Origin of the sequence: Algibacter amylolyticus, from assembly GCF_014202225.1 — a bacterium.
GTDB classification, from domain to species: domain Bacteria; phylum Bacteroidota; class Bacteroidia; order Flavobacteriales; family Flavobacteriaceae; genus Algibacter_B; species Algibacter_B amylolyticus.
The window spans coordinates 1,127,190-1,153,794 of record NZ_JACHGE010000001.1; the positions used below are offsets into that span (position 1 = coordinate 1,127,190).

General features: G+C 33.3%; 29 protein-coding genes. 19 read left to right on the forward strand and 10 right to left on the reverse strand.

The features are described from left to right. The first annotated feature begins 1 nt into the window (after nt 1). From infA to ctlX, 12 genes are all read left to right on the forward strand, one after another. The gene (infA, locus tag HNQ90_RS04885; RefSeq protein ID WP_007094967.1) at nt 2–217 is read left to right on the forward strand and encodes a translation initiation factor IF-1; all 216 of its coding nucleotides are present in this window, start codon (nt 2–4) and stop codon (nt 215–217) included. 4 nt (nt 218–221) lie between these two features. Continuing rightward, the gene (gene ykgO, locus HNQ90_RS04890; protein WP_010519235.1) at nt 222–338 is read left to right on the forward strand and encodes a type B 50S ribosomal protein L36; all 117 of its coding nucleotides are present in this window, start codon (nt 222–224) and stop codon (nt 336–338) included. Between the two features lie 2 nt (nt 339–340). Next, nucleotides 341–715 carry a 30S ribosomal protein S13 gene (rpsM, locus tag HNQ90_RS04895; RefSeq protein ID WP_092847720.1) on the forward strand — a complete coding sequence of 125 codons (375 nt, stop codon included), beginning with the start codon at nt 341–343 and terminating at the stop codon, nt 713–715. Nucleotides 716–816: 101 nt separating this feature from the next. Next, nucleotides 817–1,200, forward strand: coding sequence for a 30S ribosomal protein S11 (rpsK, locus tag HNQ90_RS04900; protein ID WP_042499157.1), 384 nt, complete (start codon nt 817–819; stop codon nt 1,198–1,200). Between the two features lie 194 nt (nt 1,201–1,394). Continuing rightward, entirely contained in the window at nt 1,395–2,000 is a 606-nt protein-coding gene (gene rpsD / locus HNQ90_RS04905; protein WP_144115523.1) for a 30S ribosomal protein S4, read from the forward strand. 96 nt (nt 2,001–2,096) lie between these two features. Further along, nucleotides 2,097–3,089 (forward strand): DNA-directed RNA polymerase subunit alpha, encoded by a 993-nt coding sequence (locus tag HNQ90_RS04910; protein ID WP_092847713.1) that lies wholly within the window; start codon nt 2,097–2,099, stop codon nt 3,087–3,089. Nucleotides 3,090–3,148: 59 nt separating this feature from the next. Further along, the gene (rplQ, locus tag HNQ90_RS04915; protein WP_144115524.1) at nt 3,149–3,619 is read left to right on the forward strand and encodes a 50S ribosomal protein L17; all 471 of its coding nucleotides are present in this window, start codon (nt 3,149–3,151) and stop codon (nt 3,617–3,619) included. Nucleotides 3,620–3,707: 88 nt separating this feature from the next. After that, nucleotides 3,708–4,811 (forward strand): glutamine-hydrolyzing carbamoyl-phosphate synthase small subunit, encoded by a 1,104-nt coding sequence (gene carA / locus HNQ90_RS04920; RefSeq protein ID WP_144115525.1) that lies wholly within the window; start codon nt 3,708–3,710, stop codon nt 4,809–4,811. A gap of 160 nt (nt 4,812–4,971) precedes the next feature. Further along, the gene (gene eno, locus HNQ90_RS04925; protein WP_144115526.1) at nt 4,972–6,264 is read left to right on the forward strand and encodes a phosphopyruvate hydratase; all 1,293 of its coding nucleotides are present in this window, start codon (nt 4,972–4,974) and stop codon (nt 6,262–6,264) included. A 176-nt stretch (nt 6,265–6,440) separates the two neighbouring features. Continuing rightward, the gene (locus HNQ90_RS04930; protein WP_144115527.1) at nt 6,441–7,727 is read left to right on the forward strand and encodes a citrate synthase; all 1,287 of its coding nucleotides are present in this window, start codon (nt 6,441–6,443) and stop codon (nt 7,725–7,727) included. Nucleotides 7,728–7,877: 150 nt separating this feature from the next. Continuing rightward, a complete protein-coding gene (locus tag HNQ90_RS04935) occupies nt 7,878–8,792 on the forward strand; it encodes a dimethylarginine dimethylaminohydrolase family protein (protein ID WP_144115528.1) in 915 nt (304 codons plus the stop codon). 11 nt (nt 8,793–8,803) lie between these two features. Further along, a complete protein-coding gene (gene ctlX, locus HNQ90_RS04940) occupies nt 8,804–9,739 on the forward strand; it encodes a citrulline utilization hydrolase CtlX (protein WP_144115529.1) in 936 nt (311 codons plus the stop codon). Nucleotides 9,740–9,794: 55 nt separating this feature from the next. On the opposite strand, the gene HNQ90_RS04945 is transcribed toward ctlX, so the two are convergent. Continuing rightward, the gene (locus tag HNQ90_RS04945; protein WP_172625823.1) at nt 9,795–11,876 is read right to left on the reverse strand and encodes a tetratricopeptide repeat-containing sensor histidine kinase; all 2,082 of its coding nucleotides are present in this window, start codon (nt 11,874–11,876) and stop codon (nt 9,795–9,797) included. A gap of 467 nt (nt 11,877–12,343) precedes the next feature. Between HNQ90_RS04945 and argS the strand changes: the two genes are divergently transcribed. The 4 genes from argS to HNQ90_RS04965 all read left to right on the forward strand — a co-directional run bounded on the left by argS (nt 12,344) and on the right by HNQ90_RS04965 (nt 17,479). Further along, nucleotides 12,344–14,128, forward strand: a complete 1,785-nt coding sequence (gene argS, locus HNQ90_RS04950) for an arginine--tRNA ligase (protein ID WP_144115530.1) — start codon at nt 12,344–12,346, stop codon at nt 14,126–14,128. A 293-nt stretch (nt 14,129–14,421) separates the two neighbouring features. Next, on the forward strand, nt 14,422–15,750 hold the full coding sequence (ffh, locus tag HNQ90_RS04955; RefSeq protein WP_144115531.1) for a signal recognition particle protein: 1,329 nt from the start codon (nt 14,422–14,424) through the stop codon (nt 15,748–15,750). Nucleotides 15,751–15,842: 92 nt separating this feature from the next. Further along, nucleotides 15,843–16,721 (forward strand): bifunctional methylenetetrahydrofolate dehydrogenase/methenyltetrahydrofolate cyclohydrolase FolD, encoded by an 879-nt coding sequence (gene folD / locus HNQ90_RS04960; RefSeq protein WP_144115532.1) that lies wholly within the window; start codon nt 15,843–15,845, stop codon nt 16,719–16,721. A 29-nt stretch (nt 16,722–16,750) separates the two neighbouring features. After that, on the forward strand, nt 16,751–17,479 hold the full coding sequence (locus HNQ90_RS04965) for a YwaF family protein (RefSeq protein WP_144115533.1): 729 nt from the start codon (nt 16,751–16,753) through the stop codon (nt 17,477–17,479). 34 nt (nt 17,480–17,513) lie between these two features. Here HNQ90_RS04965 and rluF read toward each other — a convergent pair whose 3' ends face one another. The 7 genes from rluF to HNQ90_RS05000 all read right to left on the reverse strand — a co-directional run bounded on the left by rluF (nt 17,514) and on the right by HNQ90_RS05000 (nt 23,531). Then, nucleotides 17,514–18,290, reverse strand: coding sequence for a 23S rRNA pseudouridine(2604) synthase RluF (rluF, locus tag HNQ90_RS04970; protein ID WP_144115534.1), 777 nt, complete (start codon nt 18,288–18,290; stop codon nt 17,514–17,516). 20 nt (nt 18,291–18,310) lie between these two features. Beyond that, complete coding sequence (locus HNQ90_RS04975) at nt 18,311–19,138, reverse strand: alpha/beta fold hydrolase (protein ID WP_144115535.1); 828 nt, start codon at nt 19,136–19,138, stop codon at nt 18,311–18,313. After that, a complete protein-coding gene (locus HNQ90_RS04980; RefSeq protein WP_092847676.1) occupies nt 19,139–19,510 on the reverse strand; it encodes a cupin domain-containing protein in 372 nt (123 codons plus the stop codon). A gap of 60 nt (nt 19,511–19,570) precedes the next feature. Then, the gene (locus HNQ90_RS04985; protein WP_144115536.1) at nt 19,571–20,551 is read right to left on the reverse strand and encodes a YitT family protein; all 981 of its coding nucleotides are present in this window, start codon (nt 20,549–20,551) and stop codon (nt 19,571–19,573) included. 5 nt (nt 20,552–20,556) lie between these two features. Beyond that, nucleotides 20,557–21,114 carry a hypothetical protein gene (locus tag HNQ90_RS04990; protein ID WP_144115537.1) on the reverse strand — a complete coding sequence of 186 codons (558 nt, stop codon included), beginning with the start codon at nt 21,112–21,114 and terminating at the stop codon, nt 20,557–20,559. Between the two features lie 71 nt (nt 21,115–21,185). Next, complete coding sequence (locus tag HNQ90_RS04995) at nt 21,186–22,727, reverse strand: helicase HerA-like domain-containing protein (protein ID WP_144115538.1); 1,542 nt, start codon at nt 22,725–22,727, stop codon at nt 21,186–21,188. A gap of 93 nt (nt 22,728–22,820) precedes the next feature. Next, nucleotides 22,821–23,531 (reverse strand): hypothetical protein, encoded by a 711-nt coding sequence (locus tag HNQ90_RS05000; RefSeq protein WP_144115539.1) that lies wholly within the window; start codon nt 23,529–23,531, stop codon nt 22,821–22,823. A 148-nt stretch (nt 23,532–23,679) separates the two neighbouring features. On the opposite strand from HNQ90_RS05000, the gene HNQ90_RS05005 reads away from it, so the two are divergent. Continuing rightward, nucleotides 23,680–24,309, forward strand: a complete 630-nt coding sequence (locus HNQ90_RS05005) for a 7-carboxy-7-deazaguanine synthase QueE (RefSeq protein ID WP_144115540.1) — start codon at nt 23,680–23,682, stop codon at nt 24,307–24,309. Between the two features lie 94 nt (nt 24,310–24,403). Next, nucleotides 24,404–24,541: a hypothetical protein gene (locus tag HNQ90_RS05010; RefSeq protein ID WP_172625824.1), complete on the forward strand. Its 138-nt coding sequence runs from the start codon at nt 24,404–24,406 to the stop codon at nt 24,539–24,541. A 62-nt stretch (nt 24,542–24,603) separates the two neighbouring features. On the opposite strand, the gene HNQ90_RS05015 is transcribed toward HNQ90_RS05010, so the two are convergent. Then, nucleotides 24,604–25,146, reverse strand: a complete 543-nt coding sequence (locus tag HNQ90_RS05015; RefSeq protein WP_144115541.1) for a DUF2911 domain-containing protein — start codon at nt 25,144–25,146, stop codon at nt 24,604–24,606. 181 nt (nt 25,147–25,327) lie between these two features. Between HNQ90_RS05015 and HNQ90_RS05020 the strand changes: the two genes are divergently transcribed. Continuing rightward, nucleotides 25,328–25,639: a DUF202 domain-containing protein gene (locus tag HNQ90_RS05020; protein ID WP_144115542.1), complete on the forward strand. Its 312-nt coding sequence runs from the start codon at nt 25,328–25,330 to the stop codon at nt 25,637–25,639. Nucleotides 25,640–25,818: 179 nt separating this feature from the next. On the opposite strand, the gene HNQ90_RS05025 is transcribed toward HNQ90_RS05020, so the two are convergent. Further along, on the reverse strand, nt 25,819–26,605 hold a 787-nt coding region (locus HNQ90_RS05025), incomplete at its 5' end, for a hypothetical protein (RefSeq protein WP_221279729.1).

Sequence of the window (26,605 nt, forward strand, 5' to 3'; positions counted from 1 at the left end):
TATGGCAAAACAAGCAGCAATAGAACAAGACGGAACAATTATAGAAGCATTATCAAATGCAATGTTTCGTGTTGAATTAGAGAACGGTCACATTGTGACGGCACATATTTCAGGTAAAATGCGTATGCATTACATTAAGTTGTTACCGGGAGATAAAGTAAAATTAGAAATGAGTCCTTATGATTTAACTAAGGCTCGAATAACTTATAGATACTAATACGATGAAAGTAAGAGCATCAATTAAAAAGAGAAGCGCAGATTGTAAAATCGTGCGTAGAAAAGGAAGACTTTACGTAATTAACAAAAAGAATCCTAGATTTAAACAAAGACAAGGGTAATTATGGCAAGAATTGCAGGTGTAGACATACCAAAAAACAAAAGAGGAGTTATCTCTTTAACTTATATCTATGGAATAGGTAGAAGTAGAGCAAAAGAAATTTTAGCTGAAGCTAAAGTTGATGAAAGTACAAAAGTTCAAGACTGGACCGATGACCAAATTTCTGGTATTCGTGATGCTGTTGGAACTTTTACTATCGAAGGTGAATTACGTTCTGAAACACAATTAAACATTAAGCGATTAATGGATATTGGATGTTACAGAGGTATTCGTCATAGATCTGGTCTTCCATTAAGAGGGCAACGTACTAAAAACAATTCTAGAACCAGAAAAGGTAGAAGAAAAACTGTTGCTAACAAGAAGAAAGCAACTAAATAATAATTAGTCTTTAGGTATTTAGACGTTGGAAGGAATCTGTTTGAAATTATAATAGTTTAGGATTCTAGCGACTATCACTAAAACTAAAAGCTAAAAATAAAATGGCAAAAACAAGCACAAAAAAACGTAAAGTTATTGTTGATGCAGTTGGAGAAGCTCACGTAACTGCTTCATTCAATAACATCATTATTTCACTTACCAACAAAAAAGGAGATGTAATTTCATGGTCTTCTGCTGGTAAAATGGGATTTAGAGGTTCTAAGAAAAACACACCTTATGCGGCTCAATTAGCTGCTGAAGATGCTGCGGGTGTAGCAACTGAAGCTGGATTGAAAAAAGTAAAGGTTTATGTTAAAGGACCAGGAAACGGTAGAGAATCTGCTATTCGTTCTATTCATAATGCAGGAATTGAAGTAACTGAAATTATTGATGTTACTCCTTTACCACATAATGGATGTCGTCCTCCTAAAAGAAGAAGAGTTTAATCTGGTTTTAAGTAACCAAAATTAAACATAGCAAATAGTGAAAAATTAATATCATCTGTATTTCAGATGGTATTAATTTTTTGTGTAAATTTGCAAACTGAAAAAATAATTAACAAGTATTAACGAGAGATCAACGATTTTCGAAGGATAAGATTAAGACCTTAATTCATAATCACTCTCAAAACAAATTTAAAATGGCAAGATATACTGGTCCTAAAACTAAAATAGCTCGTAAATTTGGCGAAGCTATTTTCGGAGATGACAAATCATTCGAAAAAAGAAATTACCCTCCTGGGCAACACGGTAACGCACGTCGTCGTGGAAAAAAATCTGAATATGCTATCCAATTAATGGAGAAGCAAAAAGCAAAATATACTTATGGTATATTAGAGCGTCAATTTAGAGGTTTATTTAAGAAGGCTAGAGCTGCACAAGGTATTACTGGTGAGGTTCTTTTACAACTTTGTGAATCTAGATTAGATAACGTGGTATTCAGAATGGGTGTAGCTCCAACTAGAAGTGGTGCAAGACAATTAGTTTCTCACAGACATATTACAGTAAATGGCGAGTTGGTAAATATTCCATCTTACCAATTAAAAGCTGGTGATGTTGTTGCAGTAAGAGAAAAATCTAAATCACTTGAAACTATTGAAAGATCTCTTTCAAATTCTAGTAACGTTTATGAGTGGATCACTTGGAATTCTGATACGAAACAAGGAACTTATGTTTCTGTTCCTGCAAGAATTCAAATTCCAGAAAACATAAACGAGCAATTCATTGTAGAATTATACTCTAAATAATAAATTAATAATATTGGTATTTGGCCAAAGGGTTTGTAAGTATTTCTTCAAACTTTTAAACCGCGCAACTAAATAACAATTAAAACGAAGAAAAAAATGGCAGTATTTAATTTTCAAAAACCAGATAAGGTAATCATGATTGATTCTACTGATTTCGAAGGTAAATTCGAATTCAGACCTTTAGAGCCTGGTTATGGTTTAACAGTAGGAAATGCATTAAGAAGAGTTTTATTATCTTCTTTAGAAGGTTTCGCTATCACATCTGTTCGTATAGAAGGTGTAGATCACGAATTTTCGGCAATTTCTGGTGTAGTTGAAGATGTAACAGAAATCATCTTAAACTTAAAGCAAGTTCGTTTTAAAAGACAAATTGAAGATATTGATAATGAATCTATTTCAATTTCAATTTCTGGTCAAGATAGAATTACAGCTGGTGATTTTCAGAAATTCATTTCAGGTTTTCAGGTTTTAAATACAGAATTAGTAATCTGTAACCTTGATCCAAAGGTGAATTTTAACATGGAAATTACTATTGAAAAAGGTAGAGGTTATGTTCCTGCAGAAGAAAATAAGAAAGCTTCAGCGCCAATAGGTACAATTTTTACAGATTCAATTTATACTCCAATAAAAAATGTTAAGTATAGTATTGAAAACTATCGTGTTGAACAAAAAACTGATTATGAAAAATTAGTTTTTGAAATCATTACTGATGGTTCAATTACGCCACAAGATGCTTTAACAGAAGGAGCTAAAACATTAATTCACCACTTTATGTTATTCTCAGATGAGCGTATCACTTTAGAGGCTGATGAGATAGCTCAAACTGAAACTTATGATGAGGAATCTCTTCATATGCGTCAGTTACTTAAAACTAAGTTAATCGATATGGATTTATCTGTACGTGCACTTAACTGTTTAAAAGCTGCAGAAGTTGATACTTTGGGAGACTTAGTATCTTTCAATAAAAATGATTTAATGAAATTCAGAAACTTCGGTAAGAAGTCTTTAACTGAGCTTGAAGAGCTTGTAAATGTTAAAGGATTAAATTTCGGAATGGATTTAAGTAAATATAAATTAGATAAAGATTAATTAATCATATTTTGCTCCTCGATTTACGAGTTTAGTAGCAAGATGATAAAACAAAGGTCATGAGACACGGAAAAAAAGTAAACCACTTAGGAAGACAAACAGCGCATAGAAAAGCTATGTTAGCTAATATGGCTTGTTCTTTAATTGAGCACAAGCGTATTAACACAACTGTAGCTAAGGCTAAAGCGTTAAAGCAGTTTGTTGAGCCAATGATTACAAAATCAAAGGTAGATACAACACATAACAGACGTATTGTTATGGCTAAGCTTAGACAAAAAGATGCTGTTGCTGAATTGTTTAGAGATGTTGCTGCTAAAATAGCAGACCGTCCAGGAGGTTATACTAGAATTATTAAACTAGGAAATCGTTTAGGTGATAACGCTGATATGGCAATGATAGAACTTGTTGATTACAACGAAATCTATAATGCTGGTAAAGAGAAAAAGAAAACAACAAGAAGAAGTAGAAGAGGTGGTTCTAAACCAGCTGCTGCTCCTGTTGAGTCTAAAGCATCTAACGAAGAAGAATAAATGTTAATAAGCATTTAATATAAAAAGGATAAACTATTTTAGTTTATCCTTTTTTTTGTGCAATTTTGCGAAACTTTTCAAAAGAATTATGAAATATCAAAAAAGACAAAAAGCCATCGTTCTTCTAGCAGATGGTACTATTTTTTACGGAAAAGCAGTTGGTAATAAACAAGGAACTTCATTTGGTGAGGTTTGTTTTAATACAGGAATGACTGGTTATCAAGAAATTTTTACAGACCCTTCTTATTACGGGCAGTTAATGGTCGCTACCAATGCTCATATTGGTAATTATGGTGTTAATGATGAAGAAGTGGAATCTGATTCAATTAAAATAGCGGGACTAATTGTTAAAAATTTTAGTTATGATTATTCAAGAGATGCTGCAGATGGCTCATTGGAATCATTCTTAGAAAAGAATAACTTATTAGCCATTTCAGATGTTGATACTCGTGCTTTAGTGAGCTATATTAGAGATCATGGTGCTATGAATGCTGTTATTTCAACGGATGTTGATAACATTGAAGGTTTAAAAAAGCAATTAGCAGAAGTTCCTAATATGGAAGGACTAGAGTTGGCTTCTAAAGTATCTACTAAAGAGCCTTATTATTATGGGGATGAGAATGCAACTTACAAAGTAGCAGCTTTAGATATCGGTATTAAAAAGAATATTCTTAGAAATATAGCTAGTAGAGATGCGTATATAAAAGTGTTTCCTTATAATGCTAAGTTTGAAGAGTTAGAAGCTTTTAATCCTGATGGTTATTTCTTATCTAATGGGCCTGGAGATCCAGAACCGTTAGTAGAAGCGCAACAAGTAGCTAAAGAAATTATAAAGAGAAATTTACCATTATTTGGTATTTGCTTAGGGCATCAGGTTATTGCTCGTGCAAATGGTATTTCTACATATAAAATGCATAATGGGCATAGAGGTATAAATCACCCTGTAAAAAACTTAATTACAGGCAAAGGTGAAATTACGTCTCAAAATCATGGTTTTGCTGTAAATAGAGAAGATGCAGAGGCAAATGCAGATTTAGAAATAACACACGTACATTTAAATGATGATACAGTGGCTGGTTTAGCTATGAAAAATAAAAATATATTTTCTGTGCAGTACCATCCTGAAGCTAGTCCAGGACCACATGATTCATCTTATCTTTTCGATCAGTTCATCGAGAATTTAAAGAAATAATATAATAAAAAAAGCCTCAAAAACAGATTTTTGTTTTTGAGGCTTTTTTTTACTAAAACGTTATAGATGTTATTTTATTAATTTATTTAAAAACATCTTAAAATAAACAGGATTAAAACGTAAATTTGGAATAATTAAAAGATTTTAAAATAAAGCAATTATGAGTATAATAATTAATGTCCACGCAAGACAAATACTAGATTCAAGAGGTAATCCAACCGTTGAAGTAGATGTAGTAACTGAAAATCATATATTAGGTAGAGCTGCTGTACCATCAGGTGCATCAACTGGAGAACATGAAGCTGTTGAGTTACGCGACGGTGGAGATACTTATATGGGTAAAGGTGTTTTAAAAGCAGTTGATAACGTTAACTCAATTATTGCAGAGGAGTTATTAGGTGTTTCAGTTTTCGAACAAAACCTTATTGATAAAATAATGATTGATTTAGATGGTACTCCAAATAAATCAAAATTAGGTGCTAACGCTATTTTAGGTGTATCTTTAGCAGTAGCTAAAGCTGCAGCAAATGAGTTAAATATGCCATTATACCGTTACGTAGGTGGTGTTTCGGCAAATACGCTTCCTGTACCAATGATGAATATCATTAATGGTGGTTCGCATAGTGATGCACCAATTGCATTTCAAGAATTTATGGTAATGCCAGTTAAGGCTAAAAATTTCACGCATGCTATGCAAATGGGAACTGAAATTTTCCATAACCTTAAAAAAGTATTACATGACAGAGGTTTAAGTACAGCTGTTGGAGATGAAGGTGGTTTTGCTCCAAACTTAGAAGGAGGAACAGAAGATGCTTTAGATACTATTGCAAAAGCTGTTGCAAATGCAGGTTACAAATTAGGTGATGATGTTAAAATTGCTTTAGATTGTGCTTCTGCTGAATTTTTTGTTGATGGTAAATACGATTACAAGAAATTTGAAGGCGATACAGGCGTTATAAGAACAAGTAAAGAACAAGCTGAGTATTTAGCTGACTTATCATCTAAATACCCTATCATTTCAATTGAAGATGGTATGGATGAAAATGACTGGGAAGGTTGGAAATATTTAACTGAATTAATTGGAGATAAAGTTCAATTAGTAGGTGATGATTTATTTGTAACTAACGTAGAGCGTTTATCAAGAGGTATAAAAGAAGGTATTGCAAATTCTATTTTAATTAAAGTAAACCAAATAGGAACTTTAACTGAAACTATTGCTGCCGTAAACATGGCACACAATGCTGGATATACTTCTGTAATGTCTCACCGTTCTGGTGAAACTGAAGATAATACTATTGCAGATTTAGCAGTAGCATTAAATACAGGTCAAATTAAAACAGGTTCTGCATCTCGTAGCGATCGTATGGCGAAATATAACCAATTACTTCGTATTGAAGAAGAATTAGGGGAAGTAGCTTATTTTCCACAAGAAAATGCATTCAAAATAAAATAAAAAGAATTTATTTTTTTTAGATGAAAAGCGATTATTTTTTAATAATCGCTTTTTTTATTCCTTGAATTTTAAAAATTCTTAAAATCACGAAATCGTTTTAGATAAATTAAAAAAATAAATAGATATTTCGTAGATTAGCGTTCCGCATAACTAAACAAAAATTATTTAGAAAAAAGATGTCAGATAAAGCTATTCTAGAAATAAACGGTGAAAAACATGAATTTCCATTAATCACTGGAACAGAAAACGAAGTTGCCATAGATATTACAAAACTTAGAGCTAGCTCGGGAGGTGTAATAACATTAGACCCAGGGTATAAGAATACCGGATCTTGCGAAAGTGCAATTACTTTTTTAAATGGTGAAAAAGGAGTTTTAAGATACCGAGGATATTCTATTGAGGAATTAGCTGAGAAAGCTGATTTTTTAGAAGTTGCATACCTTTTAATTTTTGGCGAACTTCCAACTAAAGAGCAAAACGAAAAGTTTCATGATGATATAAAGGCAGAAGCTATTGTTGATGAAGACGTTAAGAAAATTATTGATGCTTTTCCTAAATCGGCACATCCAATGGGTGTTATTTCTTCTTTAACAAGTGCTTTAACTGCATTTAACCCTTCAACTGTAGATGTTGAGTCGGAAGAAGATATGTATAACTCTGTGGTACGCCTATTAGGTAAATTTCCTGTTTTAGTTGCTTGGACATTCAGAAAAAAATCAGGATTACCATTAAATTACGGAGACAACACTATAGGGTATGTTGAAAACATCTTAAAAATGATGTTTAAAAAACCAAATGGGGAGTATGAGCAAAATAAGATTTTAGTTGATGCTTTAGATAAATTGCTAATTCTTCATGCAGATCACGAACAAAACTGTTCTACATCTACGGTAAGAATAGCTGGCTCATCTCAAGTTGGGTTGTTTGCTTCAATTTCTGCTGGTATTTCTGCACTTTGGGGACCACTTCATGGTGGTGCTAATCAAGCCGTTTTAGAAATGCTTGAAGCTATAAAGGCTGATGGTGGTGATACTAAAAAGTATATGGCAAAAGCCAAAGATAAATCAGATCCTTTCCGTTTAATGGGCTTTGGACACCGTGTTTATAAAAACTTCGATCCTCGTGCCAAAATCATTAAAGTGGCTGCAGATGGTGTTTTAGATGATTTAGGAGTTAAAGATCCTATTTTAGATATTGCAAAAGGTCTAGAAAAAGAAGCTTTAGAAGATCAGTATTTTGTAGATCGTAAATTATATCCTAATGTCGATTTTTATTCTGGTATTATTTACAGAGCTATGGGAATCCCTACAGATATGTTTACTGTAATGTTTGCCTTAGGTCGTTTACCAGGATGGATTTCACAATGGAGAGAAATGCGTTTACGTAAAGAGCCTATTGGAAGACCAAGACAGATTTATATTGGTGCAACAGAAAGAAAATTTGTTCCTATTGATGAAAGATAGGTCTTAAAATATTTTATATTATTATTAAGCTTCATGATATTTTCATGAAGCTTTTTCTTTTTAATAGGCTTTTTTTTAAGAATAGTTTAATTTGTCTTTTATTATTCTTCGGTTTAGTATAAATTTGATAATCTAAATATATATGAAGGCATGATAAAATTAAATATTCAAAATGAAACTTCAAGACTACGTGCCGTTGTTTTAGGTATTGCTAACAGTAATGGTCCAATACCTAAGGTAGAGGATTGCTATGACCCAAAAAGTATAGAGCATATATTGGCAGGTACTTATCCAACCGAAGAGGCTATGGTAAAAGAACTTGATGCTGTTGCTAAAGTTTTTGAGAAATATAATGTAAAAGTTTATAGACCTGAAGTTATTAAAGATTGCAATCAAATTTTTGCACGAGATATTGCTTTTGTAATTGATGATATTTTAATTGAAGCAAATATTCTTCCGCATAGAGAAAAAGAAGTGCAAGCTATAGATTATATATGGAAACAAGTAGCTGACAATAAACGCATTATTTTACCTGAAGAATGCCACGTAGAAGGCGGTGATGTTATGCCTTGGAACGATTATATCTTTATTGGTACCTACTCGGGTGAGGATTACCCCGAATTAATTACAGCACGTACTAACGCTGATGCCGTAATTGCCATTCAAGAATTGTTTCCAAACAAAACCGTAAAATCTTTCGAACTTAGAAAGTCTAATACCAATGCAAAGGAAAATGCCTTACATTTAGATTGCTGCTTTAATCCCTTAGGAAAAGGAAAAGCTATTATTCATAAAAATGGCTTTTTAATTGAAAGGGAGTATGAGTGGTTAGTCGAGTTTTTTGGAAAAGAAAATGTTTTCGAAATTACTAAAGATGAAATGTACCAAATGTGTAGTAATGTGTTTTCAATTTCTGAAGATGTTATTATATCAGAAAAAAACTTTACCCGACTTAATAAGTGGTTAAGAGAACAAGGATTCACTGTTGAAGAGGTTCCGTATGCTGAAATTGGTAAGCAAGAGGGACTATTAAGATGTACAACTATGCCTTTAATTAGGGATTAAATTAAAAAGAAATGCAACAAACAACTAATACTATTTTAATGATTCGGCCCGTAAATTTTAGAATGAACGAGCAAACTGCGGTTAATAATTATTACCAAGAATCGATTAAAGGTGTTTTGCCAGAAACTATTAACACAAAAGCGGTAAGGGAATTTGATGACTACGTAGAAAAGTTGAAAGCTATTGGTGTAGATGTAATTGTGGTCAATGATAATTTAGAAAACGATACGCCAGATTCTATTTTTCCGAATAATTGGGTGTCTTTTCATGAAAATGGCGATGTAGGTTTGTATCCTATGTTTGCTGTAAATAGACGCTTAGAACGTCGTGAAGATATTCTGGAGACACTAGAAGGTGAAGGATTTGAAATTAATAATATTGTAGATTATACTAGTGCAGAGGAGGAACAAGTTTATTTAGAAGGTACAGGAAGTATAATACTAGATCGTGTTAACAGAAAGGCTTATTGTGCTCTATCTCCGCGTGCGGATGAGGATTTGTTTATTGAGTTTTGTGAAGATTTCGAGTTTTCTCCGGTAGTTTTTGCGGCATACCAAACGGTTAACGGTCAGCGTAAACCTATTTATCATACAAATGTAATGATGTGCATTGGCGAAACCTTTGCTGTAATTTGCTTAAGTAGTATCGATGATAAAAAAGAACGCAAGCAGGTAGTTAAACACCTTAAAGAGGATGGTAAAACTATAATTGATATTTCTGAAAAGCAGGTAAGCCAATTTGCAGGAAATATGTTGCAAGTAAAAGCTGCCAATAATGAACCATATTTAATAATGAGTCAGTCGGCTTTTGATAGTCTTTCTGAAACTCAAGTAAAAACCTTAAAGGAACACACAAAAATATTATCTAGTTCTTTAGAGACCATTGAAACCTGTGGAGGTGGAAGTGCACGTTGCATGATGGCAGAGGTGTTTTTGCCTAAACATTAGTTTTTTTTAACGTATAATAGGTAGGTAAGTGACAGTATAAAGTATTTGCTGAAGGCTATGCGTAGTGCTTAGCTTTTGGCAATTGCACATAGAATGTACTGCCTTCTCCAACATTACTTTCTACCCATATTTTCCCTTGGTTTAATTCTACAAGTTCTTTGCAAATAGAAAGTCCTAATCCTGTACCTTTTTCGTTCGCTGTTCCGTTGGTTGTAAATGTATTACTCTTAAATAATTTAGTTTGGTCTTCTTTAGAAATACCAATACCTGTATCCGAAATACTAATTATACAACTGCCGCTACTTATATGGTTCGACACAGTAACCGTATCTCCTGCTTTAGAAAACTTAATCGCGTTTGCCAATAAGTTTTGAATAACAATTTCGAACATGCTTCTATCAGCATAAGCAAAATCTCGTAAAGAAAGGTTAATCAATTCTATGCCCTTTCCTTCAACACGTTGCTCAATAAGTTTTATTTTAGCCTCAAACACCTCTTGAATATCAAATAAACTTGGTTTTGGTTCCAAGGATTGCATTTGAGATTTCGACCAGTTAAGTAAATTAAAAAGTAATAATGATGCGTTATTGGCATTTTCACTTAATTCCGGTATTAAATTATCAAACTCTTTTTTTGATAGTGTACCGTCTTGTAATAAATTTATAAAACCATTTATTGAAGAAAGCGAATCTTTTAAATCATGAGATACAATCGAGAAAAGGCGGTCTTTTACGTTATTAATATTTTCTAGATGTTTGGTTTGCTCTAAAAACTCACCATTTTTCAAGTCTAAATTTATATTCCTTTCTTCTAATTCTTGTATGTATTTAACTTGGTTGTTTTGTTTTAAATAAACTACAATTAATAAGGTAGAAGCAACAGCAAGCGCTCCAATTAAGCCATAAACGATTAGTTTATATTTGCTTAAATCCTTTTCAGCTTTTAATGTAGCTTTATTTCTAGCTTCATTATATGCCAACATATTTTTTTCTTCTATTTCAAAGTCATTAGCGCTTTCTTCTTCTACCTCGGCGGAATCTTGAGCTTGCCTCAGGGAATTTGCTTTAAACTCATTTTTTATTAAACTATTGTTTAACTTGTAATACGCACTTTGCCATTTAAAGGCGCTATTAAAGCGCTTTTTAGTAGAATCTAATGCAGTCATTAACCTATAATAATTTAATAACCCTCTATTGTTATTTAGGCTTTTTGCAAGAGCACCAGCTTGTGTTAGTTGCTTTTCTGCAGTTTTTAAATTTCCTTTCTTTAAATTTATATCTCCTAAATTATTCAGCGTACATAGCAAACCATTTTGGTTTCTCATTTGGCTGTTTATTTGCAAACTTTTGGTTAGGTGTATTTGGGCACTATCCAAATCATTTAATTTTAAATACGCTCTACCAAGTTTAGGTAGTATTTCTCCTAGCACAGAGTCATTTTCCGAAACTCTATGGTCAAGTACATCTTTGTAATATTTAATAGCTTTATTGTGCCTGTTTTCAATAGCGTATAAATCTGCTAATTCGTTTTGGGAATTTAAAACAGCTTGGTCTTCTTTTAATTTTAGTTGAATTTCTAAAGCTTTTTCATAGTACTCAATAGCAGTATCTGTTAATTCAAGCCCCTTATACGCTTGCGCCAAACTGTTATAGGTAAGACTTAAATCCTTATCAAGACCTCTTTTTTCAAGTTCTTTTATCGCCGATAACGAAAATTGTAAGCCCTTTTTAAAGTGTCCTTTTTTTATTTCTAACAACCCAATACTATTGTTAACTTTTGCAACGCTTAAGGTGTCTTGCAAATAGTTAAACAATGTTTTAGACTTATTATAACCGCTTATGGCGTTTAAATAATCGTTGTTTTGGGCATAAATTAAAGATTTATAATAGGTAATTGCAGCAATTGCTTTTTTGTAATTTATTTTTGTAGATAGCTTTTCGCTTTTTAAAATATACTCTTTAGCACGTTCGTAGTCTTTTACGTCGTAAAGGGCCTTTATAAGTTTTAATGAAGTTTCAATTTTTAAGGAGTCTTTACTTTGAAAAGCTAAATCCAAAGTAAGACTATCTATATCATTAGTTTGGGCAAAACTAGTGCTTATAGATAACACAATAAAAAATGTAATTAGTCTCCTCATTATTAACATTGATTACAACGCATATAAAGCAGTAAAAATTTTCTTAAATTGAGGGAGATAAGAGTGCTTTAATTAGTTGTAATTAGGTGTATAATTAATTATTAAATTTAAATAATAGCTTTACTCGACAAAAATTGAAAAAAGCAGATGTATAATCTAATTTCTGCGTTTTACTACCAATAAATTAGACGAAATGAGCCATGAAAAATAGTGAAATTATCGACGAATAGATAAACGGTACATATTACGGATAATATTATAATTTGTCAACCAAATACTATAAAATTTAAGATATTTTCATTTGTTTTTGGTAGTCTTGTATTTGTCAATATTTGCTTTTTTAAAAGCGAAATACTTATGTTTTTGCAAAGCACAGATGCAGAGATTTTCGCAACAAAATTCTAGATTAAAATACCCTTAAAACTTGATTAAAAAATTCTATCTTTGCAGCCTTAAAAACGAGCAGAATGAGCCTTCAAGACACCTTATCAAATTATGTAAAACAAGCTGTTAACGCAGATTTTAACATCAATTTAGAAACCGTAGAATTTCAGGCAACCAGAAAAGAGTTTGCAGGAGATATTACGGTGGTTATCTTTCCAATGCTTCGCTTTATTAAAGGGAACCCGGTTCAAATAGGCGAAACTATAGGTAGTTACTTGGTTAATAATGTTACCGAGGTTAAAAGCTTTAATGTAGTAAAAGGCTTTTTAAATGTCGAAATTAGTGATGCCTATTACCTTAACTTTTTCAATGGCATTAAAAATGATAGTGCATTTGGTTTTGTGTCTCCAAAGGCCGATGAAAAAGCGGTTATGGTCGAGTATTCATCACCAAACACCAATAAACCATTGCATTTAGGTCATGTACGTAATAACCTATTAGGCTATAGCGTTGCCGAAATTTTAAAAGCTTCAGGAAAAAAAGTATACAAAACACAAATTATAAACGATAGAGGTATTCATATTTGTAAAAGTATGTTGGCTTGGGAAAAATTCGGAAGTGGAGAAACACCAGAATCTACCGGATTAAAAGGCGATAAATTAGTAGGTAACTATTACGTAAAGTTCGACCAAGAATATAAAAAGGAAATTCAAAATTTAATAGCGGCCGGAAGTACCGAGGAAGACGCCAAAAAAAATGCACCTTTATTATTAGAGGCTCAAAACATGCTTTTAAAATGGGAAGCAGGCGATAAAGATACCGTGGCACTTTGGACCAAAATGAATGGTTGGGTATACGATGGTTTTGCAGAAAGCTACAAAAATTTAGGTGTAGATTTCGATACGCTGTATTACGAAAGTAACACATACCTATTAGGAAAAGAGTTTGTTGCCGAAGGCTTAAAATCTGGCGTTTTCGTAAAAGAAGAAGACGGGTCTGTTTGGTGCGATTTAACCGAAGACGGATTAGATAAAAAAATAGTACTACGTGCCGATGGTACTGCCGTTTACATGACTCAAGATATTGGTACAGCCATACAACGTATTAAAGATTATCCAGATGTTGGCGGTATGGTTTACACGGTTGGTAACGAGCAAGATTATCACTTTCAAGTCTTATTTTTAATTCTAAAAAAATTAGGTTTCGATTGGGCTAAAAACCTATATCATTTAAGTTATGGTATGGTCGATTTACCAAGCGGAAAAATGAAAAGTAGAGAAGGTACCGTTGTAGATGCCGACGATTTAATAGACGATATGGCTGCAACAGCCGAGGAAATCTCAGAAGAACTTGGTAAACTAGATGGCTATTCAACCCAAGAAAAAAAGGAACTTTATAAAACCATTGGTTTAGGCGCCTTAAAATACTACATCTTAAAAGTAGACCCTAAAAAACGAATCCTGTTCGATCCAAAAGAATCTATCGATTTTCAAGGAAACACAGGACCATTCATCCAATACACCTACGCGCGCATTCAATCCATTTTACGCAAGGGCAATCTTAATCCAGATGTAGCAATTAACGCTACTCAAACAGCACTTCATCCAAAGGAAAAAGAACTAATCAAGCAAATACAGCTGTTCCCAGAGGTAATTCAAAACGCCGCAAACAACCACAGTCCAGCACTAATTGCAAATTACACTTACGATTTGGTTAAGGAATTCAACTCCTTTTACCAAAACGTATCTATTTTAGGCGCAGATAACGACACCGAAAAAATGCTAAGAGTACAACTATCTCAAGTCGTTGCCAACACCATTAAAAACAGTTTTAGCCTATTAGGTGTGCACGTTCCAGAGCGCATGTAAAAGCTTTAAAAGCAGTTTATAGTCTTAAAAATCTATTTGGGCGTTCCCTTTCAGGTCGGGCTTTCCGTTCCCAATCTTTTTGCTCGTGCCTCCCAAAAAGGATTTCCACTGCAATCCCTAACGCGGGTTGGTCCGCCAACTACGTTTTTTTTTGCTAATTACCCTTCAACTTGTTTAAGTAAAAGCTAAATACAAGCCTGTAAAAACAAAATATTTAGTTATTTTTGCAACTTAAATTTTAATTATAGCGCAGTCTGCATACTTGTGGCTGCCTACAGAAGACTTAAAATACTATGTTTAATAATTTAAGCGATAAATTAGATAAAGCCTTACACGTATTAAAAGGGCACGGAAGCATTACCGAAGTTAATGTAGCCGAAACTTTAAAAGAAGTAAGACGCGCCTTATTAGATGCCGATGTTAACTTTAAAATAGCTAAACAGTTTACACAAACTGTTAAAGAAAAGGCATTAGGGCAAAACGTATTAACAACGTTACAGCCAGGGCAATTAATGGTTAAAATTGTTAAGGACGAGCTAACCCAACTTATGGGTGGCGATGCCGAAGGAATAAACCTATCGGGTAAACCAAGCATTATTTTAATGTCCGGGTTACAAGGTTCTGGTAAAACAACTTTTTCTGGTAAGTTAGCTAACTACCTAAAAACTAAAAAATCTAAAAATCCATTATTAGTAGCCTGTGATGTTTACCGTCCGGCGGCAATCGATCAATTACATGTAGTAGGAGGTCAAATTGGCGTAGAGGTTTTTAGTGATAAAGGAAATAACGATCCTGTTGCTATCTCGCAAGCGGCAATTGCACATGCAAAAGCAAACGGACATAATGTGGTTATTATAGATACCGCAGGTCGTTTAGCCGTAGATGAGGCGATGATGACCGAAATATCTAACATCCATAAAGCCATAGAGCCTCAAGAAACCTTGTTTGTTGTGGATTCCATGACAGGGCAAGATGCTGTTAACACAGCAAAAGCCTTTAACGATGTTTTAAACTTCGATGGTGTTATCCTTACCAAACTAGATGGAGATACTCGAGGTGGTGCAGCCATTTCAATTAAATCTGTAGTTAATAAACCAATTAAGTTTATTGGTACAGGAGAGAAAATGGAAGCTATCGATGTATTCTACCCATCGCGTATGGCAGATCGTATCTTGGGTATGGGAGATGTTGTATCTTTAGTAGAAAGAGCACAAGAGCAATTTGACGAAGAAGAAGCTAGAAAACTTCAAAAGAAAATAGCCAAAAACCAATTCGGGTTTGATGATTTCTTAAAACAGATTCAGCAAATTAAGAAAATGGGAAACATGAAAGACCTTATGGGTATGATTCCTGGTGCTGGTAAAATGTTAAAAGATGTTGATATTGATGATGATGCTTTTAAAGGTATCGAAGCCATTATCCATTCTATGACACCAAAAGAAAGAACCAATCCAGCAGTGCTTAATGCGAGTAGAAAAAAACGTGTAGCGCAAGGGTCTGGTACTTCAGTACAAGAAGTAAATCAACTTTTAAAGCAGTTTAACCAAATGAGCAAAATGATGAAGATGATGCAAGGCGGTGGCGGTAAAAAGATGATGCAGATGATGAAGAACATGAAGTAATATTTTAGTAAAATAGAAAAGAAATAAACTTTGAGCCTTAGCGTCTTTGCGATTAAAAATATTCGTGGATTCGTGGCAAAAACGAATTAAGCATGACAATTTTAGACGGTAAAAAAGTAAGTAACGATATTAAAGACGAAATCGCAGACCATGTTCAGGCTATGGTTTCTAAGGGAGAAAAAGTACCGCACCTTGCGGCAATTCTTGTAGGATCGGATGGGGCGAGTATGACCTATGTAAATGCTAAAGTAAAAGCTTGCGAGCGTATTGGTTTTAACTCCACTCTTATTGAGTTGCCAGATTACACTTCAGAAGAAGAGTTACTAGAAAAAATTAATGACTTAAATACTAACAAAGATATTGATGGGTTTATTGTGCAATTGCCTTTACCAGATCAAATCGATGAGCAAAAAGTATTAATGGCTATCGATCCAGATAAGGATGTCGATGGGTTTCATCCAACAAATGTTGGTAGAATGGCTTTAGATTTGCCAACCTTTTTACCAGCAACACCGTATGGTATTATGGAGTTGCTAGAGCGTTATCAAATAGAAACCTCTGGTAAAAATGTAGTTGTATTAGGAAGAAGCCATATTGTTGGTCGCCCAATGAGTATTTTAATGAGCCAAAAACGTAAGGCAGGAGATGCTACCGTAACTGTAGTTCATAGTCGTTCAAAAAACTTAGAAGATATTACAAGGGAAGCCGATATTATTGTTGCTGCCATTGGTATATCGGAGTTTTTAACAGGCGATATGGTTAAGGAAGATGTTGTTATTATCGATGTTGGAATTACACGGGTGCCAGATGCAACTAAAAAGAATGGTTACCGATTAGCGGGCGATGTGCATTTTGAAAGCGTAAGTCAAAAAGCAAGTTACATTACACCTGTTCCTGGTGGTGTAGGTCCAATGACGATTGCTATGCTATTAAAGAATACCTTATTGGCTAGAGAACGACATATTAAGTAGAATAAAATATTATTTAATTAAATTGCATTATGAGTTTTATAATTTATAATGCAATTTTTTTGTTTAATAGGGTTGCTATTGGTAGTTTTCAACATATCCTACCAATAGTTTTAGCCATTTTATTCGCCATTGTTTTTATACGGTTCGCAAAACGTAGATTATGCAAATCACAGCAAAATAAAGCGCTACATATTTTAGCCAGCTTTATAAGTTTTGTAGTTGTAATGTTTCATGTGCATAAAATGAGTATTGGGGACTATAATTTTTCAACGGATTTGCCTTTGTATTTATGTAGTTTAATGGGGCTTTTAATTCCTGTGTTTTCTTATTACCGCAGCTATTTAGTGTATGAAATCCTCTTGTTTTGGGTTATTGGTGGTACATTACAAGGTGTGTTAACTCCAGATATAGCTTTGGGATATCCAAGTTTTGATTACTTCCGGTATTGGATCGTTCATTTAGGTCTTTTAGTGGTTGTTTTTTATGCCACTTTTGTGTTTAATATGCGCCCTACAATTAAGAGTGTTTTTAAATCGGTTGCAGGCTTATTGGTTTACGTGATTCTAATGGTTGCCGTAAATAAGCTATTAAATGCTAACTATTTTTATTTAAATGCAAAACCAGAATCGGCTTCAATCCTTGATTATTTTGGCGACTGGCCATGGTATATAATTGTAGTGATATTTATAATTATACCATTCTTTTTACTCATTTATATGCCCTTCTATATAGTAGAAAAAACGAAGGCTAATAAGTAACTAGAACTGGCTTATAGTTTATAAGCCAACTGGTTTAGCGCTTAAAGGGCTTTTTAGCTTTAGCAGTATTGTTTTGTTTAAATGTTTTGGTGCTTTCTTCTAAAAGTAAATTTAAGTTTTTAAACTCTTCTTTAGTTAATTCGCGATATTCTCCAACGGGCATGTCTAGTTTTATATTCATAATTCTAACACGTTTTAAGGTCTGTACGTCATAATTTAAATAATCGCACATGCGTCTAATTTGTCTATTAAGCCCTTGTGTTAAAATAATCTTGAATTTATAAGTGCTCAGTTTTTCAACTTTACATGTGTTGGTGGTTTTATTTAATTCTGCCAACGGAATACCTCCAGACATACGTTCAATAAATGTTTGGGAAATGGGTTTATCAACCGTAACAATATATTCTTTTTCGTGGTTGTTACTAGCTCGAAGAATTTTGTTCACTATATCGCCATCATCGGTTAATAGAATTAAACCTTCACTAGGTTTATCTAATCGTCCAATAGGGAAAATACGTTTTGGGTAGTTTAAATAATCAATGATGTTATCTTTTTCTACGCTGGTATCCGTTGTACAAACAATGCCCACGGGTTTGTTAAAAGCTAAATAAACAAAAGACTCTTTGGTGTTAATTATTTCTTTACCATCAACCGCAACAACATCTTCGGGTGCAATTTTAGTTCCCATTTCTGGCACCACACCATTAATGGTAACACGACCTGCTTCAATGAGTTTGTCTGCCTCTCTTCTAGAACAGTAACCAACTTCACTTAAATATTTATTTATACGTTTTAATATAACTTCTGCCATGGTTCAAAAATACAACAAAGTTAGTCGTTTAAAAAGTCTAAAATGTTTTGATATATGGGTTTAGATTTTAAACCATGCCCAAAACCTGTTGTAGCTATAAAATTAGCATTGGCATAGTTTTCTTTAAACTTTAAACCATCGTTAAACGGAATAATTCTATCCTTCTCATCATGAATAACAAGGCCCTTAGCGGAAATTTCTTTTATAAAAACCGAAGGCGTAAAATATTCAGGGAGATTGTTGTAATGTTTTAAAATGAATTGATCTATAGCTTTTATAACGCGTTTGCTATAACCCATCATGTCTGCATAACGACTTAATACACCTGTAAAGTTTGCGGGCGCGCCCAAAAGAACAAGTTTCTCTATGGATTTTAATTGATACTTATGCTGAAAAAACACGGTAGCCATACCACCAACGGAATGCCCTATAATGGTTTGTATGTTAAATTTTTTAACCACTTCATTTATGCAATCTGCATACATAATAGCGTTAAAGGTTTTTCCGCTTGAAGCACCATGTCCTGGAGCATCTAATGCTATAATGTTGTAGTTTAAAACTCTTAATTCCTCAATGAAATCTTTCCACCTAAAGGTGTTGCTTTCCCAGCCGTGTGCTAGTAGGATGGTTTCTTTATCGCCTTCCCAATGGTAGGTGTTTATTGCAATATTTTGGAATGTGATCTGTTCTTGCTTAGCATCTTTTAGGTATTCTAATTCCTTGGGCGTTATTTTTCCTTTTTTTGGTGTAGAAAATAATAATATGGCCAATTTAGCGGCATATTTTGGAGCGATAAGGCCAATAGCATTAATAAAAAAACCAATACATTTTGGGATGAATTTTTTCATTTAGCTATCTTCTCTGTTTACTAAATCTATTGAAAAAGCAGGTGTGCATATGGCAATGTATTCGCAAACTTCGGTAAAAGGGTTGGAGTATTGCACTCTAGTGTTTCTTTCAATTTTAATAGATTGTCCTGCTTCTAACACAATTTGTTCGTCTTCTATGATAAATTGTTTTTTGCCACGAATAATAATTGTAAACTCATCAAATTCGGGCGTTTGAAAAGGTTCACTCCAACCTGCTGGAGCTTTCATGTGTGCAATACTTATTTCGGAATTACCATCGGTAGTTTTTCCAAAATGCTCTTTTATTATTTTGCCATCTGTTGTAGGTACAACAAAAGGACTTGTTTGAATGGTATAGCGCTTTTTAGACATATTTTATGTTGATATTTAAAATCGAAAAATAGTAATTCGAAAGTTTTAATACATTAAGATTTAATGTTGGTCTTGTAAAGGCTTTTTCTTTATCATTCCGCCTTTTAAATCTTTTACAACACCCATGATTACAAAGGCGTTTTCGTCAATTTTATCAATTTCTGTTTGAAGTTTTGCAAGTTCCAAACGGGTAACAATAGTATAGATAATATCCTTATCGTAACTTTCTCCTTTTGTACCATAACCACCTTTTCCGGCGTAAATAGTACAAGCTCTTCTAAGATTTTGGGTTAGCATGATTCTTAATTTTTCATGATGCTCAGATATTATAGTAACACCCACATATTCTTCAACACCATCAACCACAAAATCTACGGTTTTCGCAGCCGATAAATAGGTTAAAATAGCGTAAAGTGCTATTTCCATAGATAATACATAAGCACCTACAGAGAAAATTACAATATTTATAAGCAGTAATACATCGCCTATAGTAAGTGAAAGTTTTCGTCCTAAATAAATAGCTAAAACTTCAGTGCCATCAATTACACTGCCACCTCTCATAGATAGTCCTATTCCTAAGCCTAAAAAGAAACCACCAAATACTGCAATAAGTAGCTTGTCTTCAGTTATAGTTGGGTAATCTACAAAATGCACTACAATTGCCAATAGGGCAATAGCAACAATACTCTTTAGGGCAAATTTGTTACCAATAGTTTTCGAAGCCAGAAAGATAAACGGTGAGTTTACAATAATTAACAATATGCCTAATTGAATAGAGGTTACGTTTCTAAGTAATAACGAAATACCGGTAGCACCACCATCAATAAAGTTGTTAGGAAGTAAGAAGCCTTTTAAACCAAAACCAGCCGAAAAAACACCTATAATAATAAAAACGAATTCTTTTACGGCATGAGAAATTTCTACCTCAAAGGATTTTACTAAAGGATCAATTTGTTTTTTAGTTACCGTTGCGCCAACGTGCTTTTTTTCAAGTCGTTTACGTGCAACATCAACTAGAATTTTGGATATAAGTGGATTCATTTATATTAATGGTTCCAGTTTATAAAAAAGTATTTTACTTTAGCATTATCTGGAATATGAGTAGGTTCAAATTTTAAATTCATATCAAACCTAAGGTTAGAAGGTAGTTCTTTTTTATCGATAGTAAAACTAGCGTTAATTTGATCGACTCCTACAACAATAGAATTAATTAAATTGCTAATTCTAGAAATTTTATGATTCTCTTTTATGTCTTTAAAAGTACTCAAACTAGTAATGTTGTTTTCAGTTTTAAAACGCTCATCTAGAATACGAATACTACCAATTGTTGAGGTAGAATCTAAAGCTTGTTTAGGCGTAAGCGTTAAAAGTTTTTTTCCTCCTTTTTCAAAAATTTCAATATTGTTTATGTTTCCCGTAAACTCATCCCCACTTATAAATTTAACGATAGAATCGTTGGCATAAATAGTTTTTAAGTCTTTAACTTGAGTAGAATCGGTTAGTAAGCCAACATGTTGCTTGCTAATTTCGAAAGGGTTTTGTGTTTTATTACAACTCGTTAAAAGAAAAGAGATACATAATACCGTTAAAAAAGACTTGTACATAAATAAATTAGGGTTTGGTTTTAAGGAAAAGGTTTTAGTTTTAATACTTAATATAATAGGCTATTGCTATGTTATTTTTTTAGAACTTTTGTTAAAATACCAAATACGCTTCTAATAAAAGTGGCGCTTGTTAATACTTTAACTATGGGGTTCATGGCAGTGCTTTTTCGTCTAGAAGTTGTTGTTTTCTTTTTCGATGCTGCTTTTTTAAGCGCTTCTTTTTCTTCTCTAGCTTTTTCTTTAACTTCTTCGGCCTCTGCTTTTTCAATTTTCTTATTCAGCATTTCATAGGCACTTTCTCTATCTATGGTTTCGTTGTATTTTTTTACCAACTTAGATTTTGATAGTAAGCTACTTAATTCAACATCGGTTAACACATCCATTCTGCTCATTGGAGCTCGCATCATGGTAGCTGCGAGAGGCGTAGGGCGTCCTTTTTCGTCTAGCGCAGAGACTAAGGCTTCACCTATCCCTAAAGATGTTAAAACCTCGGTAGTGTCATAATACTCAGAATCCGGATAGTTTTGCGCAGTGAGTTTAATAGCTTTTCTATCCTTGGCGGTAAAGGCTCTTAATGCATGTTGAATTTTTAAACCCAATTGCCCCAAAACAGCTTCTGGAACATCGGTTGGGTTTTGTGTAACAAAATATAAACCAACACCTTTACTACGTATTAATTTTACAATACTTTCAATTTGATTTAAAAGTGCTTTTGATGCTTCATTAAAAATTAAATGAGCTTCGTCAATAAATAAAATAAGTTCAGGTCTGTCGCTATCTCCCTGTTCTGGGAAGGTCGAATAAATTTCGGCCAGTAAACTTAACATAAAGGTTGAAAATAATTTAGGTCTATCTTGTATATCTGTTAGTCTTAAAATATTTATATAGCCACGGCCATTTTCATCAACACGCAATAAATCTTCAACTTCAAAAGAGGTTTCGCCAAAAAAACGATCGGCACCTTGTTGTTCTAACTCTATAATTTTTCGTAGTATGGCGCCAGTTGATGCTGTCGAAATCCTACCATAAGATTCTGTAAATTCTTCTTTACCTTCCTGTGTAGCGTATTGTAATATTTTTTTAAAATCTTTTAAATCTAAAAGCGGCAATTTATTATTATCGCAATACTGAAAAATTACGGCAACAATTCCCGATTGTGTTTCAGATAAATCTAAAATCCTAGATAACAATACAGGTCCAAATTCGCTAACAGTAGCTCTTAAGCGAACGCCGTCTTGTTCAGAAAGGGTTAATATTTCAACAGGAAAGGCTTTCGGTTCAAAAGGTAAACCTATTTTTTCATGGCGTTCATCAATTTTAGCATGACCAGGACTAGGTTGTGCTATACCGCTTAAATCGCCTTTAATATCCATAAGTAATACAGGAATTCCCTTGTCACTTAAGTTTTCAGCTAAAACCTGTAACGATTTTGTTTTTCCAGTTCCTGTAGCTCCGGCAATTAAACCATGGCGATTCATGGTTTTTAGAGGTATTTTTACATGTGCTCCAGTTATCGTTTCACCATCTAACATGGCGGCTCCAACAGGTATAAAATCACCTTTAGTTGTATTACCTTCTGTAATGTATTTGAAAAAAGTTTCCTTGTTGCTCATGCCTTATAATTTTGCATAAAAATACAGGAAATTAAAATAAAATAAAGTCTTGGGCTTAATTCTTTTTTAATCGTACTGTGCTATTCAAGAAAACTATCTGTGGGCTTCAAAAATAACAACAATATCTTCGGTATGGTCTGTTACATTAATGGTAAAACCATTTGTGCCAAAACTTGTAACTTCGGCTGCTGTTAAACCTAAGCTGTTTCCGTTATTGTTGCTATATCTTATTCCTATCGCTCTAGAGCTAGAAGCATATCTAGAAATATCATTAATGGAAGATCCGCTACCACCAACAAAAATAACTTGTTGTAGTATGCTGCCGCTATAGTTTGTTGCATATCCAGACATGCTCCCAAAAACGTTTTGAAAAGAGTTATTGTTGTTTGATATGCCATTATCAGCATCTACATTATAGGTTTCTACATTAGGAACGGCAGAAAATTTTATAGACGATGGCTCAAAAGGTAATCCCGTTATTATTTGTGTGCCTGTGCCGGTTATTATAAATTTTCCAATATGTACCGATGAGTCTGGGTTCAGTTTACTCCATGAAGGTACACTAGTTGAACCAGAATTAAATTCAAAGGTGTTTAGGGTGGTGTTAAATATCATTAACCCTAGAGCTGGCGTGGTAATATTATTTCTTTGAGTGGTTGTTAGTCTTGGTATAAGTAAACCTTTATCTGTAGATTCTATATCTAAAATAGATGAGTCATCAGGACTTGTTGTGCCAATACCTACTTGGGAGAAGCTGTAAAAATTGCTAAATAGCAAGATTAGAGCAAATACTATAAATTTCATGCTTGAGAGGGAGATTGAGGTTGTATTAATTAATATCCTACGAATTTAAGAAAACATTTTCAAGAAAAAAAAGTAAACAAAACAAAGCTGCTTGTCTTTAAGTCGTTTCTGTAAATATATGTACATTTGCACACTAAATTTTTTTGGGATGAATGAAGTTGTAAAGCAAATGGTGGAGAAAGGGGAGATGTTGCCCTTAATGGAAGAGTTTTATACCATACAAGGCGAAGGGTTTCATAAAGGAACCGCAGCCTATTTTGTTCGTATAGGTGGTTGCGATGTTGGATGCCATTGGTGCGATGTTAAGGAAAGTTGGAATGCTAATTTACATCCACCTACCGAAACCACTAAAATAGTAGCAGCTGCTAAATCGTATAGTAATACTATTGTGGTTACTGGTGGTGAGCCATTAACTTGGGATATGACAGCTTTAACAACCCAATTAAAAGCAGAAGGTTTACAAACGCATATCGAAACCTCTGGAGCATATAAACTAACAGGTATTTGGGATTGGATTTGTTTATCGCCTAAAAAAATGAAACTTCCAACCAAAGAAGTCTACGATCATGCCCACGAGTTAAAAATGATTATATACAATAAAGACGATTTTCGTTTTGCTGAAGAACAAGCAGCTAAGGTAAACGATGATTGTATTTTATACTTGCAACCCGAGTGGAGTAAACGCGATAAGGTTGTGCCAGAAATTGTTGATTATGTAATGAAACACCCAAAATGGAAAGTGTCCTTACAAACTCATAAATATTTAAATATTCCTTAATTTTTTAAGACTGTATTTGTGTTAAAATTTTAATGATTTAAGACAAGTAAAGTTTAAGATGTAATATATTTTTGAAGCATAAAAATATTCTATTATGGAAAAATTATTGAGAATTATTGGAGCTGCTTGGGGAGCAAAAAAAATAGGTGGCGGTAAATGTGGCTGTATAGGAACCTTTTTTGTTTTCCTAATTCTATATTGGCTTTTAGGTTACGTTTTTAAAGTATTTTAATAAAAAAAAAGTTCCGACAACTAACTTGTAGCTATCGGAACTTTTTTTATTGATACATATATTTAATTCGAAAACGGTATAGCTACTCTTGTAGTGCCCCAACCTAAGTACATATCTGCACCGGCATCATTGGTTTCAAATGTAATAGAAAAGTTTTCTAAAGCTGTGTCACCTTTACTAACAGGAGCCTTAACTCTTAACACATCATTAGTTTCCTTATACGAGTATGATCCCCAAGCATTAACATCTTTATTTAAAATAATAGTCCATTCTTTTTCTCCAGGAATAGTAAATAACGAGTACGTTCCGGTAGCAATACTTTTACCACCAATTTTCATGTCTTTATAAATAGTAATATCTGCAGATTCGTTAGCACCAGTTCTCCAAACCTCTCCGTTAGGAGCTAATTTACTTAATTCGCGGCCCTTTAAAAACGGACGGCTGTACACTACTTTTACAAAAGCAGGCGTTTTTTTGTCTACTCTGTAAAAGGCCACATCAAGCGGACTTTTATCTAATTTCGAAAATTTTTGCGCATTTACCGTTGTAGTTAATAACATAACAAATGCAAAAGCAAAGGTTGATAATAAGGTTGTTTTTTTCATAATCTGTTTTTATTTTTATTAAAAGTTTAAAATTAAACCAAAAAGGTCTTAATGTTTTTATAAAAGTCGTTAGCTAATGTTAAAGTTTACAATAAGGTAGTATTCATTTTAAAATCCTTAAGTATGACTATACAGGTTGCTTTAAAAAATGTATTTTTATAAAGAATTAAAATTTAAAATAATGAAACTTTTAAAATTTGGACGCGATTTTAAACCAGACGAAAAAGTAATTTTAAGAGATTATTTGGCCATAGAGCGCACCCGATTAGCAAACGAGCGTACCCTGTTATCCTACATAAGGTCGTCGCTATATTTACTATTAGGAAGTATTGGCTTTTTTCAATTAAAAGATTTTCCTAATTTTAAATATCTAGCCTTTTTATCTTTAGCCTTTAGCGCCATCTTTTTTATAATAGGTGTGTTTAGGTTTAGGTTGCTTAAAAAGAGTTTAAAACAATTGTACTACATGTCCGAAACCAATGAAGATAAATAACTAGGTTTCTATGCTTTTAATTAGGGCGTTACCACAAGGGTCGGGCTTTACATTACAAGTCCTCGCTCCGTGCCTCCGCTGTGGGCTTTTCATTACAATCCCTAACGCGCTTACTGTTGCGGTTTACTCATGCTTTAAAAGGCTATTTATCTGCCTTAAATAAAAAAAGCTGAATTTTATTAGGGCTTAGGTTGTTTTTGTATGAATTTACGACTTTTTGTATGTTTTATACGCATGTTGTAGCACGTTTTTTTATCACGTTCAAATCGATTGTCATTTTCTAATTCCGTAATAATTTTATTCAGTTCCTTTTCCAACATTATGATTTTTAGTTCATTGTTGGCTTTATAATTCAGGTTTTTATTTTCGCCAGTCAAATCGTAATTGTCAAACTTGTTTTCAAATTTTGACTGTCCATCATTCAAGATAAAACTCCGAAAGCAAGAATGTGAAATCGTAGAGTAAGTTTCGTCATCAATTTGAAATCTGCCAACTTTTTCCGTTAGTAATTCCTTTGAATTGTTATTTAGAAATTCGGATGGTTGAAAATCAAATATTTCTATCCTATTAAATTCACTACAATTGTCAAATTTTTGAACGTACGATTTTCCGTTTTCATTCCAGAAAATATAAATATCATTATCGGAAAAGCAATTCGCACAATCTTTTGGATTGATTGTATTTAGTCGGACTGACCCAACACAATATTTTTTCATTCCGATATATTTTACTTTTTTAGAGTCAAAATCCTGTACTATCTGTTCAAAAGTATATTCTGATTTCCCTTTCGATTCGGCATTCTTTTTCGAAGCGCAAGAACTTAAAATCAGAACAAATATTAATGTGATTACGGTTTTCATAAATGTGCTACAACGGTTTTGTATAAAAATAGTTGCGTTTTTGCGAGCGAGGATTTTCCGAAGGAAAATCAGAAGTTGCAAAAGAGCAGCGACCTTTAAAATTAGT